The following is a 15,741-nucleotide window of genomic DNA, read 5'->3' on the forward strand; positions in this document are numbered from 1 at the left end:
AATGCGAAAGGGGACCAACCTCACGGCTGGTCCCCTTTCGCATTCCTCATCGCGCATCCATCGTCGCGCCGAACTGTGAGTTTGGCACCTTCCCGGGCGCCCGGAAGGTGCCAAACTCACAGTTCGGCGAAGGTCAGCGGCCCTGCGCGCGCGGGTCGGGCTGAGCGCGCGGGATTTCGAGCCAGAGGTAGACTTCCTCGCCGGGCGTGTCCTGGCCAAGCGCGCTGACGCTCGGGTCGGCGCTGCTCGTGTCTGCGCCGCTCAGGCCGACCACGGTGACCGCGGTGTCCGAGCCGTTCGCCGAGGTGCGAGCGATGATCTTGTCGGCCGTGGTGCGGCCGATCGCGTCCGCGAGCCGGTTGAGCACGCCGTCCAGTTCGCTCCCGCAGAGGTCGTCAATGGTGCCCTCGTCGAGCAGTGTGACGACCGCGCCGCGCCGCCTGGCGGCCATGACGTTCTGGCGCACGGCGTCATTGAGCAGCTTGCGGCCACGGATTTCATCGCGGACGGCAGCCTCCAGGTATCGGCATTCCTGCCGTTCCGCTTCGCTCAGTGCGCCGCCGACCTCGACGATCCGGCGCAACATCGGTGCCGCCAGTCGGATGGTGTGGGCGAGCCGAACCTGCCGTTCGTCGAGGTGAGCCTCCTGCGCTGCCTGCCACTCCGTCGCTTCGCGTTCCGCGAGGGCGTACTGCCGGGCGTCGCGGCCGGCTTTGGCGAGCGCCCGCGAGGTGAGGATTGCGACGACCACCCAGACCGCGCTCCCGATGACTCCCATTGACGCCAGGGCACCCGGGCCTGCCCAGACGATGGTGTGCACCATCAGGAAGATCACTCCGACGAGGGACGGGCCCTGCTGCTTCCGGGTGGCCGTGATCGTCATAAGCGTTCCGACGGCGGCCACGTACCAGGTAGCGTACCCGTTAGCCGAGGACGAGCCATCCAGCTGGCTGCCCACGAGCAGCGGCAGGGAGGCGCAGACCGCGACATTGAAGAGCGCCAGCGAGAGCGGCATCCGCACCGGGCCGGACGGCCACAGGCTCAGTGTGGTCGCGACGACGTACAGACCGATCGCGACGATCGCCGGGGCGGGGTGGTACGCCACGCCGAGCGAATAGATGCCGAGCACGACGTGGTAGGCCGAGAACAGGGCGGCCAGTCCAACGACGAGCCCTCGGGGGACGGTGATCATGCCGTCGGCCCCGCGTCGGTCGGTGCGGCATCCGCGAGGGGGAGCAGCGGAAGCTCCTCGGGCGGGACCAGCCCGACCAGGGGGTCGGCCGCCCCCGCCGACCGCGGCCAGTCAATGACGATCCTGGTCCCCCGGCCGACGCCCGTGCGTACGACGACCGAGCCCCCGGCGCTCGTGACGCGCTCCTGGATCGAGACGCGCAGGCCGAGGCGCTCGCCCGGCACCAGCGCGGGGTCGAACCCGACACCGGTGTCGGCGATCTCGATGGTGCATCCGCCCCGCGCGTTGGGGCCCATCGTGAGCGTCCGCGCAACGGCTGCCCCGGCCGTCCCGGCGTGCTCAAGACTGTTCACCATCGCCTGGACGCTCGCCGAATAAAGGGCTTCGGCCGCGTGAACGGGCACCGTCGCCGCGCCCAGGTCCTGCTCCGTCACGACGAACGAGCTGGCGATCGCGGCCGCCGCATCCCGGATGCGCCGACTGAGGACCTCGAACGGGATCACCGTCTCGTCGCTCACGGACGCCGAACCGGCTTCCTCCAGGCGGTCGAGCGAGTTCCGGGCCATCACCGCGGCCAGGCGGGCCGCCGTCGCGTTGCGGGCCCCCGCGGCGGACAGGAGGGTGGCGAGCACGGTGTCGTGCACGATCGAGTCGACCTCGACCCGTTCACTCTCGGTGGCGTGCTGGCGCACCGCGAGGGCGTACCGGTCGAGCGCATTCAGCTGCGCGGCATCCACCGCCGCCGCGGCCTGGCGAAGCATGGCGATGATGATCAGCACGACCAGGCCCAGCAGCATCGCGTACACCGCGTCGAGCGAGGCGAGCAGGCCGTCTGCGCCGCCGCCGGAGGGCGTCACCCGCAGGACGCCGTACAGGACCGGGATGGCCAGCGTGTACCCGGCCGCCCAGAACAGCGGGAAAGCGATCGCGGCGCACGAGGTGGCGACGGTGCAGAGGAACCAGAGCCAGGGCACCCCGTCGAGGACCTGCTCGGGATCGCGCATCAGGAACGGCCAGGCCATGAGGGCCAGCAGGTAGATCATGGCGACGGAGCCGGTGGCGGTCTTGATGCCCACCTTGAACGTCGTGGCGAGCACGACGAAGCCGAGGGCCACAGCGAGGATCACGGGCCCGATCACGCCCACCGCCGGCAGGCGAACCTGAAGCTGTTCGATCATGACCGGCAGCGCCTGCAGGGCGAAGACCACGCCGACCCCGGCCACCGACCGGGAGACAACCGTTTCGATCTGAGCGCGGCTGATCGGCTTGCGCGGTTGCCTGGCCTTGCCGAGAAGTTCCACCTCGAGCGGGTCCGCGCCGAAGGCCACTGACCGGACCGTGCCGCCGTCGCCCGGGGACGGCGCGGGCCTAGGCGCGCGCATCCCCGCCATCCGGGTCGAGCCCGGGGAGGATGCCGTCTTCCACGGCGCGCCGGAGCAGGTCCACCTTGGTGGGGGCCGGCCGGCCGACCTCGATGTACTTCACCCGGATGCGGTCGAGGTACTCGCGGGCGGTCGAATGCGCGATGCCGAGCTGCATGGCAACCATCTTGAGCGGCAGGCCGGAGGCGTACAGGTGCAGGACATCCCGTTCGCGGCGGCCAAGCTGTGCCTTGGCGAAATCGCTGTCGGCGTCGATGGCCGTGGCCCACTCGAGGTTGTTGAGCACATCGCCGCGCGCCACGGTGGCGACGGCGGCCATGACCGTCGCGGTCGCGGACGATTTCGGGATGACCCCGGCCGCGCCGGCGGCGAGCGCCTCACGCACGAGGGCGACCCGGTCCGCGATGCTGTGCACGAGCACCGACGAACCCGTGCTCTGGGCGAGTCGCACATTCTCGGTCACGACCGAACCATCGCCGAGGGAGAGGTCGAGCACGATCACGTCGCAGGTGCGGTCGCCCAGGCCCTCGACGAAGTCGCGGGCGGAGGCGGCCGTGTGGATGACCTCGTAGCCCACGTTCTCACAGGCCGCCTTGAGTCCCAGCCGAACCGATTCGTGGTCGTCGATGATGCCGACCCGGACGGCCGTGCTCCCCGGCAACGGGGCTGTGGCTTCTGGTGTTATCTGGGTCACGTGAGTGGTGTCCTTTGTTTCGGTGTCCGGGCTAAGGATATCTACCTGGACAGCACTGCGACGGATTCAACGTGGTGGGTATTCGGAAACAGGTCGAAGGCGCGCAGCGCGCGGAGCTCGTAGCCGTGGCCGGCGAAGAGGGCGACGTCGCGCGCCAGGGCCACCGGGTCGCAGGCCACGTAGACGATCCGGCGCGGTCCGAGCGCTCCGAGCTGGTCGACGACGGCCTTGCCCGCGCCGGCCCGGGGAGGGTCGAGCACGACGGTGGCCGCCTGCTGCCGGCCGCGCTCCAGCGCGCCGGCGTCACGCACGATGCCCTGCAGGTACCGGTCGACCCGGTCGGTCTGCGCGCGGGCGCCGATCCAGTCGCTGAGGTTCTCGGCCGCGAAATCGGTCGCCTGCGGGTCGCTCTCGACCGAGGTGATGCGCACGTCGGAGCCGAAACGGTCCCCGACCGCCGCGGCGAGCAGCCCGACGCCGCCGTACAGGTCGAGGTTCGACGCGCGCGGGTCGAAGTCGGCCTCGTCGATGCTGTCCTGCACGGCCCGGTACAGGGTCTCCGCCGCCCTGGAGTGGACCTGCCAGAAGCCCGCCGCGTCGAGACGGAACTCGCGGTCGCCCACGACCTCGCGAATGACCTTGCGCGGGGTCGGCATGCGCTTGCCCCTGGCATCCTTCTCGGCGACGAGTACCTGCACGTCGCCGACGCTCGGGGCGACGACGTCGACGGATGCGGCCCCCGGGAAGCGGGTGTCGAGCGGCGCGGCCGCCTCCACGGACCGTTCGGCCAGGGGAAGGTCGCCCACGGCGATCACCCGGTGCGACCTCGCCGCGTACGGGCCGATCGACCCGTCGTCGGCAACGTGCAGGCGGATGCGCGTGCGCCAGCCGGTGCCGTCCATCGCGTCACCGGGCGACGCGTTGCGGCCGACCGGGACAGCCTCGACGGTGACATCCGATTCGACGCCCGCCATGCGCTGGAGGGCGTCGGCGAGCACCTGCCGCTTGAGTTCGCGCTGGAAGCCGAGCTCGATGTGCCCGAACTCGGCCCCGCCGGCGCGGTCCTCGGGGGCGCGCTCGATCGCGGCGGCCGACCACACGTGCGGCTGGCGCTCCGGCGCAGCACTCAGCACCGCGATGGTCTCCGCCCGCCAGAAGCTCTTCTTGTTGGCGTCGGTCAGCCGCGCCCGGACTCGTTCGCCGGGCAGGGTGTCGCTCACGAACACCACGCGACCCTCGTGCCGGGCGACGAAGATTCCGCCGTGGGCTACGTTGGTGACGTCGAGTTCGAGCTCGGTGCCCACCTCGGGTGCCTGACCGCTCGAATCCGCTTGAATGTTATTGCTCGAAACCATTCATTGAGCATCCCACACCGCTCGACATTGTACGAAGGACCCCATGCGCCTCTACCTCGCCTCGACCTCGCCGGCGCGACTCACGCTGCTGCGTTCGGCCGGGATCGAACCGGTGACGCTGGCCCCCGACGTCGACGAGCACGCGGTCGCTGCGGAGGCAGCCCGGGTGCAGGGAGCCCCGCTGACCCCGCACCACGTGGTGGAGCTGCTGGCCCGGGCCAAGGCCGAGGCCGTGTCGCGGGCCGGGAACGGGTCGGCGGACGGGGCGGCGGACGGGGCGGCGCCCATCGACGGCCTCATCCTGGGCGGGGACTCCGTCTTCGTGATCGACGGGGTCATCTACGGCAAACCGCACACGCCGGAGAAGGCCCGTGAGCGCTGGCACAACCAGCGCGGCCGCACGGGGCAGCTGTATTCGGGCCACTGGCTGATCGAGCAGCTGGGCGGCGCGCCCGGGCGGGCGGTCGGCGCGGTCGCCGTCGCCGACGTCACCTTCGCCGACGACATCGGCGACGATGAACTCGACGCGTACATCGCCACCGGCGAGCCCCTCTTCGTGGCGGGCGCCTTCACGATCGACAGCCTCGGCGGGCCGTTCATCACCCGCATTTCCGGCGACCCCTCTACGGTCGTCGGGCTGTCCCTGCCGACGCTGCGCCGGCTGGTTTCGGGTCTCGGATACTCGTGGCCGAGCCTGTGGAACCGCGCCGGGGCCCTCTGAGCGCTCGGGCAATCGTTGTAGGGATCCGCACTCCTTACCGGCACCTTTTTGTATGACGGAACCAAAGCCCGGCTCACCGCGCCGCCTAAGCTAGGTCACTGTGTCGCTTATAACGAAGGTCCTCATCGCCAACCGGGGCGAGATCGCCGTCCGGGTGATCCGCGCCGCGAAGGACAGCGGCATCCTCTCCGTCGCCGTCTACGCCGACCAGGATCGCGACGCCCTGCACGCGCGGCTCGCCGACGAGGCCTACGGCCTCGAGGGGACCACCAGCGCTGAAACGTACCTCGTGATCGAGAAGATCCTCTCCATTGCCCGCCGCTCCGGCGCCGACGCGGTGCACCCCGGCTACGGCTTCCTCGCCGAAAACGCCGCCTTCGCCCGCGCCATCATCGACGCCGGCCTGATCTGGATCGGCCCATCGGCCGAGGCGATCGAGAAGCTCGGCGACAAGGTGTCCGCCCGGCACGTGGCCGAGAAGGTGCACGCCCCGATGGCCCCGGGCACCCTCAATCCGGTCGTCGATGCATCCGAGGTGCTCGACTTCGTCGACGTGCATGGGCTGCCCGTCGCGATCAAGGCCGCCTTCGGTGGCGGCGGACGCGGCCTCAAGGTCGCCCGCACCCGCGAAGAAATCCCCGAGCTCTTCGATTCGGCCACGCGCGAGGCCGTGGCCGCGTTCGGTCGGGGAGAATGCTTCGTCGAGAAGTACCTGGACAAGCCCCGCCACGTGGAGACGCAGTGCCTCGCCGACGTGCACGGCAACGTGGTCGTCGTCTCCACCCGGGACTGCTCGCTCCAGCGGCGCCACCAGAAGCTGGTCGAAGAAGCGCCGGCTCCGTTCCTCACCGAGGCGCAGACCACCGAGATGTATCGCGCCTCGAAGGCCATCCTCGCCGAGGTCGGCTACGTGGGCGCCGGCACCTGCGAGTTCCTGATCGGCCAGGACGGCACCGTCTCGTTCCTCGAGGTCAACACCCGCCTGCAGGTCGAGCACCCCGTCTCCGAGGAGGTCACCGGCATCGACCTCGTCCGCGAGCAGTTCCGGATGGCGGAGGGCGGAGAACTGACCTACGGTGACCCGGTTGCCGTCGGGCACTCCTTCGAATTCCGGATCAATGGCGAGGACGCCGGCCGCGGCTTCATGCCGGCACCGGGCCCCGTGCACGTCTTCAAGCCCGCCGGCGGCCCCGGCGTGCGCGTCGACAGTGGCGTGCAGGCCGGCGACGAGATCTCGGGGTCGTTCGACTCCCTGCTCGCCAAGCTCATCGTCACCGGCGCCACCCGCGAAGAGGCCCTCGAGCGCTCCCGGCGCGCCCTGGACGAGTTCGAAGTGGCCGGGCTGCCGACTGTGCTGCCGTTCCACCGTGCGATCGTGCGCGACCCCGCGTTCGCCCCGGCCGACGGCGCACCGTTCTCGGTGTACACCCGGTGGATCGAAACCGAGTTCGAGAACACCATCGAACCGTGGAGCGGCACCCTGGAGGAGACCGCCGGACCGCAGAAGCGGCACAGCGTGGTCGTCGAGGTCGAGGGCAGGCGCATCGAAGTGTCCCTCCCCACGCGTCTGCTGCCCGGCGGCGCGGCCCAGGCCACCGGCGGCCCGGCTCCCCGCCGTCGCGCGGGCGCCCACGCCATCGACACGGCCACCGGCGACGCCGTCAAGTCGCCCATGCAGGCCACCATCGTGAAGTTGCTCGTGGCCGTGGGCGACGCCGTCGTCAAGGGGGACCTGCTGCTGGTGCTCGAGGCGATGAAGATGGAGCAGCCGCTGATGGCGCACAAGGACGGCGTGATCGGCAGCGTTGGCGCCGAGGTCGGGACGACCGTGTCATCCGGCCATCTTCTGCTCACCGTCCTCGACGCTGCGTAGACCCCGCGAGTCTGCAGTTGTGCGCGTTATGAGCGCGTTTTAGCGCGCACAACTGCGGTTTCGCGGGGTATCGAGGGACGTTTGAAGAGGTTAGAGGACGACGTGCATGGCGCGGGCGGCATCCGTGATCGAGCCGGTGAGCGACGGGTAGACCGGGAACGCCTGCGCGACGTCGTCGACGGTGAGCCGGTGCTCCACCGCGAGGGCGAGCGGGAAGATCAGCTCGCTGGCCTTGGGGGCCACGATCACGCCGCCGATCACGGTGCCGCTGCCGGTGCGGGCGAACAGCTTCACGAAGCCGTCCTTGATGCCCATCATCTTGGCGCGGGGGTTCGAGGCGAGCGGCAGCTTGTAGATGTCGCCCTGCATGAGCCCCTCCTCGATCTGCTTCTGCGACCAGCCGACCGTCGCGATCTCCGGCTGGGTGAAGATGTTCGCGGCCACGTTGCGGATCTCGATCGGGTTGACCGCGTCGCCCATCGCGTGGAAGACGGCCGTGCGGCCCATCATCGACGCGACGGATGCCAGCGGCAGCTCGGTCGTGCAGTCCCCGGCCGCGTAGACGTTCGGCATCGACGTGCGGGCGACCCGGTTGACCCGGATGTGGCCGGAGTCGGCCAGCTGCACGCCCGCCTCCTCCAGGCCGATCCCCGCGGTGTTCGGCACGGAGCCGACCGCGATCAGGCAGTGGCTGCCCTCGACCGTGCGGCCGTCGGACAGGGTGGCGAGGACGCCGCCGGCCGTGCGCTCGACCGAGGACGCGCGTGACTTGGACAGCACGACCATGCCGTTGCGCTTGAACACGTTCTCGATCACGTGCGCGGCGTCGGCGTCCTCGCCGGGCAGCACCTGGTCGCGGCTGGAGATGAGGGTGACCTTCGCGCCGAGGGCGCGGTAGGCGGAGGCGAACTCGGCGCCGGTGACGCCGGACCCGACGACGATCAGGTGCTCCGGCACGGCGCGCAGGTTGTAGAGCTGGGTCCAGGTGAGGATGCGTTCGCCGTCCGGCAGCGCCGACGGCAGGATGCGCGGGCTCGCGCCGACCGACACGACGATGGTGTCTGCGTCGATCCGGTCGAAGTCGGTGCCCGATTCGCCGTCCGCCGTGGACACGATGACGCCGCTGGTGCCGTCGAGCCGGCCGTGGCCCTGCACGAGGCGCACGCCGGCGTGCATGAGCGTGGCCTTCATGTCTTCGGACTGCTGCCGTGCCATCGCCAGAAGACGCTTGTTGACCGCGGTCAGGTTGATCGCAACCTCCGGCCGGGACGGCTTTCCGGTGTCCCCGCGCACGAAGAACTGCACCCCGAGGTCGGTGGCTTCGCCGATGGAGTTGGAGGCCTCCGCCGTGGCGATCAGGGACTTGGACGGCACGACATCCGTGAGCACTGCGGATCCGCCGACACCGACTCGCTCGACCAGGGTGACATCGGCTCCCTGCTGGGCGCCGGCAAGAGCCGCCTCGTAGCCGCCGGGCCCTCCGCCGAGTACGGCGATGCGTTGCTTGCGTTCAAACTCGTAGGCCATTGCTCTATTCTCTCGCTCCACGGCACCCCTCGCCAAACCGCGCCCTCGTCGGAACGCCACGCCGCCCACATGTGAGCAATATGTCCGTCGAATTCGACAGGCAATTAGAGTGGTGGGATGCTCACGACCCCGACCAACCCGCTTGACCTGCCCGATGCCGATCCCTTTGAGATCGCCCGGATCGCAGCCCAGGAAATCGCCCACATCACCGGGGCCCCGCGGCACGACGTCGCCCTCACCCTCGGCAGCGGCTGGGGCAGCGCCGCCGGCCTGATCGGCGAGACCACGCACACGATTCCCGCGCAGGAGATCACCGGGTTCGGCGCCCCCGCGCTGGAAGGGCACGGCGGCATGCTCCGCTCGGTGCTGCTGCCGAGCGGCAAGCGCGCGCTCGTGATCGGCGCGCGCACGCACTACTACGAGGGCCACGGCGTGCGCCGGGTCGTGCACAGCGTGCGCACGGCCGCCGCCACCGGGGCGACCACGATGATCCTGACCAACGGGGCCGGCGGCATCCGCGAGACCTGGAAGCCGGGCACAGCCGTGCTGATCAGCGACCACATCAACCTCACCGCGGATTCACCGCTCGAGGGAGCGACCTTCGTCGACCTGACCGACCTGTACTCGAGCCGGCTGCGCGACCTGGCCCGCACCATCGAACCGACCCTCGACGAGGGCGTGTACTGCCAGTTCCGCGGCCCGCACTACGAGACGCCCGCCGAGGTGCAGATGGCGAAGGTCATCGGCGGCCACATCGTCGGGATGTCGACCGCGCTGGAGGCGATTGCCGCCCGGCAGTCCGGCATGGAGATCCTCGGCATGTCCCTGATCACGAACCTCGCCGCCGGCATCCAGAAGGAACCGCTCAGCCACGCCGAGGTGCTCGAGGCCGGCCGCGACGCCGAACCCGTGATCAGCGCCCTCCTCGCCCGGATCGTGGCCGCCCTGTGAGCCCGGAGAACGGCGCCGGCCCCGACGCGCGCGGGCGACACTCCGCACCGACTGCCGCGGATGCCGCCGATCCGGTCATCGCAGCGGCCCGGGCGTGGCTCGGCCAGGATCCCGACCCCGAAACCCAGGGCGAACTCCGTCCGCTCGTCTCGTCGGCGGCCGCCGGCGACCCCGAGGCCCTCGCCGAGCTGCATGCCCGCTTCGACGAACGGCTCGCCTTCGGCACCGCCGGGCTGCGCGGGGCGATCGCGGCCGGCTCGAACCGGATGAACCGCGTGCTCGTCGCCCAGGCCGCCGCCGGACTCGCCGCGTTCCTGGTCGCCCGCGCCCCGGAAGGCACCGTCCCGTCGGTCGTCGTGGGCTACGACGGACGCAAGAACTCCTCCGTGTTCGCCACCGACACGGCGGCGCTGATGGCGGGCGCCGGGGTGCGCGCCATCCTGCTCCCCCGTTTGCTGCCGACCCCGGTGCTCGCCTTCGCCGTGCGGCACCTCGGCGCCAGCGCGGGCGTCATGGTGACGGCCTCGCACAACCCGCCCAACGACAACGGCTACAAGGTCTACCTCGGCGGGGAGAACGAGGGCTCGCAGATCGTGTCCCCCGACGACGCGGGCATCGCCGCCGAAATCCTGCGCGTCGCGGCCGAGCGCCTCGTGCCGGAGCTGCCCCGGGCCGCCTACGAGACCGCCCCCGAGTCGGTCGTGCAGGCCTACATCGAGGCGACCGCGAGCCTGGCGGCGCCGCCGCGCGCGCAGGTGAACGCCGTCTACACGGCCCTGCACGGCGTCGGCTGGGACACCACCCGCCGGGTGCTCGAGGCCGCCGGCTTCGACCTGCCGACCCTCGTCGACGCGCAGATCGCCCCGGATGCCGCGTTCCCCACCGTCGCCTTCCCGAACCCCGAGGAGCCGGGAGCGATGGACCTCTCCTACGCCACCGCCCGGGAGGCCGGCGCCGAGCTGATCATCGCCAACGACCCCGACGCCGACCGTCTCGCCATCGCCATCCCCGACGCCGACTCCCCGGACGGCTACCGCCGCCTGAGCGGCAACGAGGTGGGCGCGATCCTGGGCTGGCGCGCGGCCGAGATCGCCGCGAACTCGCCGGAGGGCCCCACCGGGACCCTGGCCTGCTCGATCGTGTCCTCGCCGGCGCTGGCCTCCGTCGCCACGGCGTACGGCCTCGATTTCGTCGAGACCCTCACCGGTTTCAAGTGGGTTTCCCGCGCCCCGGCGCTGATCTTCGGCTACGAAGAGGCCCTCGGCTACCTCGTGAACCCCGCCGTGGTGCGCGACAAGGACGGCATCTCCGCCGCGCTCGCGTTCCTCGCCCTGGCCGGCGAGCTCAAGGCAGACGGCCTCACCGTCGCCGACCACCTCGACCGGTTCAGCGAGCGGTTCGGGCACTTCGCCTCCGGTCAGATCTCGGTGCGGGTCACCGACGTCGCGGAGATCCACCGGGTGATGGCGCGGCTGCGCGCGAATCCCCCCAAGCTCGTGGGCAGCATCCGGGTCGATTCCATCGACGACCTCAGCCAGGGCGTCGGCGGGCTCCCGCCCAGCGACGTGCTGCGGATCCGCCTCGCCGACGGGTCCCGGGTGATGGTGCGCCCGAGCGGCACCGAACCCAAGCTCAAGGTCTACCTCGACACGCGCTCCTCGATCGGCACGGTGCCCGAGCGCAAGGCCGCCGCCGAGGCCACCCTCGCGGACCTCGACCGCGGCATGCGCGCCCTGATCGCCTAGCGTTCGACAGGCCCGGCGCGCTGCCATACTGGCGGCATGAGCACTCCGGGGGGAACGGCGCGGTACGTCGGTGAGGCGTGGCTCGGGTTCGTCGCGGTCGCCACGGCCGGCCTCGGCCTCGCACTCGCACTCGGTCTCGGCGCGGCGGCGGACCCCGCACTGGCGATGGCGGGAACCGTGCTCGGCCTCGGCGCCGCGCCCGCCCTGCTCCTGGTCGTGCTCGCAAGCTGGGCCGTTCGGTCCCGCCTCGTGCCGGCCCGCCACGCGGTGACCGCCGCCCTGCTCGGCGTGGCGGCCTGCACCGCCGGCACACTCGCAGCGGCCTCCTGGGCGGTCGGCTTCGATCTGGCGGACGGCCACCGGCCGTCCACCCCCTCCGCCGAGCTGTTCGCCGACCTGTTCCTCGTCTTCCTCGGCACGAACTGGCCGCTGGGCGCGGCCGCGGTCTTCACCGCCCTCGACGTCTTCGTCCGCCGGACGAGCCTCTCGCGCCCGCGCCGCGGGATCGTGGCCTGCCTGATCGCCGTGTTCGCCGCGCCGGCCATCGGGATGTCGTTCGTCGCGCCGGTCACCCCCGTGCTGGCGAGCATCGCGGTCACCGTGCTCGTGCTCTTCGCCGGTGCGCCGCGCGCGGCCCCCCGTGCCGCCGATTCCCCGGCTGCGGCTGCGGAGCCGGAGGGACGCGCCCCGGTCGGCCGCGCCCCGGCGGGCTGGCCTGGCTCAGCGCCGGGCTCGGCGCGGGCGCCGTGGCCTTTGCGCTGTCGGGCAGCCACTGGCCGTGGCTCGGGCGCGGCCTCGACGGCACAACGGCAATGGGCTGGGGCATAGCGGCGGGGCTCGTCGGCGCGCTGCCGCTCCTGCTCGCCCTGGCGCTCGTGGCGGACCGGCGCCGGACGAGGCACGCGCCGCGGTGGGTCGCCTGGGCTCCGGCCGCGCTGCTGGCCGGCGCGCTCCTGGCCGCGGCGGCGTTCTCCGCCGACAACGTGCTGACCGCCGGCACGGGGTCATCCGTGGGCTGGATTCTCGCCGCCCTCGGCCTGCTCCTCTACGGGCTGGCGATCGCGGTGGGCGTGTTCGCCCGGCTGCCGCTGGTCGGACCGGGCCGGGCCTCCACCGCGGCCCTGATCGGCCTCGGCCTGACCGTGCTCACCGGCGCGGCTCTGCTCCTCGCAGCCTTCGCGTCTCCGGTGCTCGCCGTTGTGCTCGCAGCCGTTGTGTTCCCGCGGCTCAATCGGCCCAGGCGGGCCCTCGGCCCGGCGGCTCCGGGCGTCGCCTGAACTAGCCCAGGGCCGCTTCCAGCTTCGCGGTGAGCTCGTCCAGGTCGAAGTAGTTGTCGATCACGATGACGTCGGCGTTGGTCTTGCCGATCGCGTGCACGAGCTCCGGCGAGGTGAGGATGACCTGCGCGTCCGAGCCGGCCGCCTGCACGCCGGCGACGTCGGTGGCCGTCACGTCGGCGTCGATGTCGAGCCGTTCCAGCGCGCGCTCGGCGTTGACCTTGAGAATGGCGGACGTCCCGATTCCGACACCGCACATGACGACGATTTTCATTCCGGTTCCTTCGCGGGGTCGGTCATTCCGAGCAGGGAACGGATGGCCTCGGCATCCGTCGCCGCCGCGATCGCGGGGATCACCTGCGGATCGTTGAACACATTGGCGAGTTGGGCGACGACATGCAGGTGCTCGTCGCCGTTCCGGACGGCCAGGCCGACGATGACGCCGACCGGGTCGTTGTGCGGATGCCCGAACGCGACAGGTTCGGCCAGGGTGACGATGCTCAGGCCTTCGGTGATCACATCGGGCCCCGGCCGGGCGTGGGCCAGGGCCAGCCCGGGGGCGATCACGACGTAGGCACCGAATTCGTCGATGACGCGGATCATCCGTTCGGTGTAGCCGGCCTCGGTGGCGCCGGAGCGCTGCAGCGCGTCTCCCGCCGCGGTCACTGCGGCACGCCAGGTATCGGCATGCACGCCGATCTCGATCGCGTCGAGGGGAAGGGGCAGGAGCGTCATCGTGTCACGGTTCGCGCGGGCTCGACCGGAGCGGCCGATGCCTACTCGTTCTCGAATCCGGCGACGATGGCATCCGCCAGTTCCTCGCGTTCTTCGAGCGGGAGGAACGCCGCCGCGGCCGCGTTGAGCTGGAACACCTCGAGGTCGTCGATGTCGTAGCCGAAGGCGTCGCTGAGCAGCGCCATCTCCTTCGAGAGGGTGGTATTGCTCATCAGGCGGTTGTCGGTGTTGACGGTGACCCGGAAGCCGAGCTGGTAGAGCAGGTCGAACGGGTGGTCGAGCAGGTCCTTGCCCCAGGCCGCGATCGCGCCGGTCTGCAGGTTGGAGGACGGGCTCAGCTCCAGGGCGATCTCGCGGTCGCGCACCCACTGGGCGAGCGGGCCGAGCGTGACGAATGTGTTGTCGCCGTCGGCGCGGCCGATCTTCACGTCTTCGGCGAGGCGAACGCCGTGACCGAGGCGCAGGGCGCGACCGTCGAACAGGGCCCCGCGGATGCTCTCCAGCCCGTCGGCCTCGCCGGCGTGCACGGTGACCGGCATGAACTCGTGGGCGAGGTAGTCGAAGGCGGCCACGTGGTTGCGGGCCGGGAAACCCAGCTCCGCTCCGGCGATGTCGAAGCCGACGACGCCGTTCCCCCGGTGGCGAACGGCCAGTTCGGCGATCTCGAGGCTATGGTTCGCGTGCCGCATGGCCGTGACGAGCTGGCCGATGCGGATGTCGTGGCCGGCCTGTCCGACGTGCTCGACACCGGCGTCAAGACCCTCCTGCACCGCCTCGACGGCCTGGTCGAGGGTCAGTCCGCGGGTGAGGTGCTGTTCGGGGGCCCAGCGGACCTCGCCGTAGATCACGCCGTCGCGGGCCAGGTCTTCCACGAATTCGCGGGCGACGCGCACGAGCCCCTCGCGGGTCTGCATGACGGCGGTGGTCACGTCGAAGGTCTTGAGGTACTCGACCAGGGAGCCGGAGTTGGCCTGCCTGACGAACCAGGAGCCCAGGCTCGCGGCATCCGTCGTCGGCAGGTCGACGCCGGCGGAGTCGGCCAGCTCGACGATCGTCGCGGGGCGCAGCCCGCCGTCGAGGTGGTCGTGCAGGGAGATCTTGGGCAGGGCGTTGATGCTCGCTCCGCCGCCGGGCAGCAGGTATTCGTCTGGGCTCGTGTTCACCCCCCTAATCTACCGGCGGAGCGCCCCGCGAGCCTCCCTGTTTCCTGAATGCTCGCTGGGTGCCACGCCGAATCGCGGAGAAAGTACCTTCACAGTGCTGACGAAGGTACTTTCCCCGCAACTCAACCGGTCGCCCACTCGGGGCGGGCCACTAGCGACGCGCGGATAGATTGGGCACATGCCGACCAAAATCATCCTCGACTGCGACCCGGGCCACGACGACGCGATCGCGCTGCTGCTCGCGCACGGCAACCCCGACATCGACCTCGTCGCCGTCACCACCGTGATGGGCAACCAGACCCTCGACAAGGTCACCCGCAACGCGCTGTCCGTCGCGCGCGTGGCCGGCATCACCGGCGTGCCGTTCGCGGCCGGCTGCGCGCGTCCGCTCGTGCGCCGGATCGAGACGGCGCCGAGCATCCACGGCGAGTCCGGCCTCGACGGGCCGGTACTCCCCGAGCCCGTCATCCGGCTCGACCCCCGGCACGCCGTCGACCTCATCATCGACACGATCATGGCGCACGAGCCCGGCGAGATCACCCTCGTGCCCACCGGCGCGCTCACCAACATCGCCCTGGCCGTGCGCAAGGAACCCCGGATCGCCCAGCGGGTCAGGGAGGTCGTGCTGATGGGCGGCGGATACCACGTGGGCAACTGGTCGGCGACGGCCGAGTTCAACATCGTGATCGACCCGGAGGCCGCGCACATCGTCTTCAACGAGAAGTGGCCGCTCACCATGATCGGCCTCGACCTCACCCACCAGGCGCTCGCGACGCCCGCCGTGGCGGCGCGGATCGCCGCGGTCGGCACCGGGCCGGCCAGGTTCGTCGGGGAGCTTCTCGAGTTCTTCGCCGGGACCTACAAGGAGGCGCAGGGCTTCGACCACCCGCCGGTGCACGACCCGTGCGCGGTGGCCTACGTGATCGATCCCAGCGTGATGGCGGTGCGCCGCACCCCGCTCGATGTGGAACTTACCGGCACGCTCACCCTGGGCATGACCGTCGCCGACTTCCGAGCCCCCGCCCCGGCGGACTGCACCACGCAGGTCGCCGTCGACCTCGACCACGAGAAGTTCTGGTCGTTGATCGTCGACGCGCTCGAGCGAATCGGCGACCCGGAGTAGCAG

The 15,741-nt window shown here is 71.1% G+C and carries 15 protein-coding genes; 7 read left to right on the top strand and 8 right to left on the bottom strand.

Going from position 1 to position 15,741, the window contains the following annotated elements:
• Window positions 1-133: 133 nt before the first annotated feature.
• From BLQ39_RS08205 to BLQ39_RS08220, 4 genes are read right to left on the bottom strand one after another with little or no spacing between them, the layout of a single operon-like run.
• Window positions 134-1,192 (bottom strand): hypothetical protein, encoded by a 1,059-nt coding sequence (locus BLQ39_RS08205; RefSeq protein WP_092323166.1) that lies wholly within the window; start codon window positions 1,190-1,192, stop codon window positions 134-136.
• A complete protein-coding gene (locus BLQ39_RS08210; protein WP_092323167.1) occupies window positions 1,189-2,520 on the bottom strand; it encodes a sensor histidine kinase in 1,332 nt (443 codons plus the stop codon). The genes BLQ39_RS08205 and BLQ39_RS08210 overlap by 4 nt, the downstream gene beginning before the upstream one ends.
• A 40-nt stretch (window positions 2,521-2,560) precedes the next feature.
• Window positions 2,561-3,259 (bottom strand): response regulator transcription factor, encoded by a 699-nt coding sequence (locus tag BLQ39_RS08215; protein ID WP_422386375.1) that lies wholly within the window; start codon window positions 3,257-3,259, stop codon window positions 2,561-2,563.
• A 50-nt stretch (window positions 3,260-3,309) separates the two neighbouring features.
• Window positions 3,310-4,623 (bottom strand): class I SAM-dependent RNA methyltransferase, encoded by a 1,314-nt coding sequence (locus tag BLQ39_RS08220; RefSeq protein WP_092323170.1) that lies wholly within the window; start codon window positions 4,621-4,623, stop codon window positions 3,310-3,312.
• A 43-nt stretch (window positions 4,624-4,666) separates the two neighbouring features.
• Here BLQ39_RS08220 and BLQ39_RS08225 point away from each other — a divergent pair, with 43 nt between their 5' ends.
• A complete protein-coding gene (locus tag BLQ39_RS08225) occupies window positions 4,667-5,344 on the top strand; it encodes a Maf family protein (protein WP_092323172.1) in 678 nt (225 codons plus the stop codon).
• A 100-nt stretch (window positions 5,345-5,444) separates the two neighbouring features.
• Complete coding sequence (locus BLQ39_RS08230; RefSeq protein ID WP_092323173.1) at window positions 5,445-7,217, top strand: acetyl/propionyl/methylcrotonyl-CoA carboxylase subunit alpha; 1,773 nt, start codon at window positions 5,445-5,447, stop codon at window positions 7,215-7,217.
• Between the two features lie 90 nt (window positions 7,218-7,307).
• Here the strand turns inward: BLQ39_RS08230 and BLQ39_RS08235 are convergent, their stop codons facing one another.
• Window positions 7,308-8,744, bottom strand: a complete 1,437-nt coding sequence (locus BLQ39_RS08235) for an NAD(P)H-quinone dehydrogenase (RefSeq protein ID WP_092323175.1) — start codon at window positions 8,742-8,744, stop codon at window positions 7,308-7,310.
• A gap of 117 nt (window positions 8,745-8,861) precedes the next feature.
• On the opposite strand from BLQ39_RS08235, the gene BLQ39_RS08240 reads away from it, so the two are divergent.
• From BLQ39_RS08240 to BLQ39_RS08255, 4 genes are all read left to right on the top strand, one after another.
• Window positions 8,862-9,695 carry a purine-nucleoside phosphorylase gene (locus tag BLQ39_RS08240; protein ID WP_092323176.1) on the top strand — a complete coding sequence of 278 codons (834 nt, stop codon included), beginning with the start codon at window positions 8,862-8,864 and terminating at the stop codon, window positions 9,693-9,695.
• 77 nt (window positions 9,696-9,772) lie between these two features.
• On the top strand, window positions 9,773-11,440 hold the full coding sequence (locus BLQ39_RS08245) for a phospho-sugar mutase (RefSeq protein ID WP_241986979.1): 1,668 nt from the start codon (window positions 9,773-9,775) through the stop codon (window positions 11,438-11,440).
• 36 nt (window positions 11,441-11,476) lie between these two features.
• Complete coding sequence (locus BLQ39_RS08250) at window positions 11,477-12,268, top strand: hypothetical protein (RefSeq protein ID WP_092323179.1); 792 nt, start codon at window positions 11,477-11,479, stop codon at window positions 12,266-12,268.
• Window positions 12,253-12,717, top strand: a complete 465-nt coding sequence (locus BLQ39_RS08255) for a hypothetical protein (protein ID WP_092323181.1) — start codon at window positions 12,253-12,255, stop codon at window positions 12,715-12,717. Before BLQ39_RS08250 ends, BLQ39_RS08255 begins: the two co-directional genes overlap by 16 nt.
• A 1-nt stretch (window position 12,718) precedes the next feature.
• Here the strand turns inward: BLQ39_RS08255 and BLQ39_RS08260 are convergent, their stop codons facing one another.
• From BLQ39_RS08260 to BLQ39_RS08270, 3 genes are read right to left on the bottom strand one after another with little or no spacing between them, the layout of a single operon-like run.
• Entirely contained in the window at window positions 12,719-12,991 is a 273-nt protein-coding gene (locus BLQ39_RS08260) for a PTS sugar transporter subunit IIB (protein WP_092323182.1), read from the bottom strand.
• Entirely contained in the window at window positions 12,988-13,452 is a 465-nt protein-coding gene (locus tag BLQ39_RS08265) for a PTS sugar transporter subunit IIA (RefSeq protein WP_092323184.1), read from the bottom strand. Before BLQ39_RS08265 ends, BLQ39_RS08260 begins: the two co-directional genes overlap by 4 nt.
• A 41-nt stretch (window positions 13,453-13,493) precedes the next feature.
• Entirely contained in the window at window positions 13,494-14,615 is a 1,122-nt protein-coding gene (locus BLQ39_RS08270; protein WP_092323185.1) for an adenosine deaminase, read from the bottom strand.
• A gap of 178 nt (window positions 14,616-14,793) precedes the next feature.
• Between BLQ39_RS08270 and uriH the strand changes: the two genes are divergently transcribed.
• A complete protein-coding gene (uriH, locus tag BLQ39_RS08275) occupies window positions 14,794-15,738 on the top strand; it encodes a uridine-preferring nucleoside hydrolase UriH (RefSeq protein WP_092323187.1) in 945 nt (314 codons plus the stop codon).
• Window positions 15,739-15,741 lie beyond the last annotated feature (3 nt).

The organism is Cryobacterium psychrotolerans, from assembly GCF_900101115.1.
Classification (GTDB): Bacteria; Actinomycetota; Actinomycetes; order Actinomycetales; family Microbacteriaceae; genus Cryobacterium; species Cryobacterium psychrotolerans.

What these genes read in the sequence shown, in the direction of transcription:
- BLQ39_RS08255 (WP_092323181.1), top strand. Translation starts at nt 12,253, where the DNA reads ATGGGCTGGGGCATAGCGGCGGGGCTCGTCGGCGCGCTGCCGCTCCTG.
- BLQ39_RS08265 (WP_092323184.1), bottom strand. Translation starts at nt 13,452, where the DNA reads ATGACGCTCCTGCCCCTTCCCCTCGACGCGATCGAGATCGGCGTGCAT.
- BLQ39_RS08225 (WP_092323172.1), top strand. Translation starts at nt 4,667, where the DNA reads ATGCGCCTCTACCTCGCCTCGACCTCGCCGGCGCGACTCACGCTGCTG.
- BLQ39_RS08250 (WP_092323179.1), top strand. Translation starts at nt 11,477, where the DNA reads ATGAGCACTCCGGGGGGAACGGCGCGGTACGTCGGTGAGGCGTGGCTC.
- BLQ39_RS08260 (WP_092323182.1), bottom strand. Translation starts at nt 12,991, where the DNA reads ATGAAAATCGTCGTCATGTGCGGTGTCGGAATCGGGACGTCCGCCATT.
- BLQ39_RS08240 (WP_092323176.1), top strand. Translation starts at nt 8,862, where the DNA reads ATGCTCACGACCCCGACCAACCCGCTTGACCTGCCCGATGCCGATCCC.
- BLQ39_RS08205 (WP_092323166.1), bottom strand. Translation starts at nt 1,192, where the DNA reads ATGATCACCGTCCCCCGAGGGCTCGTCGTTGGACTGGCCGCCCTGTTC.
- BLQ39_RS08235 (WP_092323175.1), bottom strand. Translation starts at nt 8,744, where the DNA reads ATGGCCTACGAGTTTGAACGCAAGCAACGCATCGCCGTACTCGGCGGA.
- uriH (WP_092323187.1), top strand. Translation starts at nt 14,794, where the DNA reads ATGCCGACCAAAATCATCCTCGACTGCGACCCGGGCCACGACGACGCG.
- BLQ39_RS08220 (WP_092323170.1), bottom strand. Translation starts at nt 4,623, where the DNA reads ATGGTTTCGAGCAATAACATTCAAGCGGATTCGAGCGGTCAGGCACCC.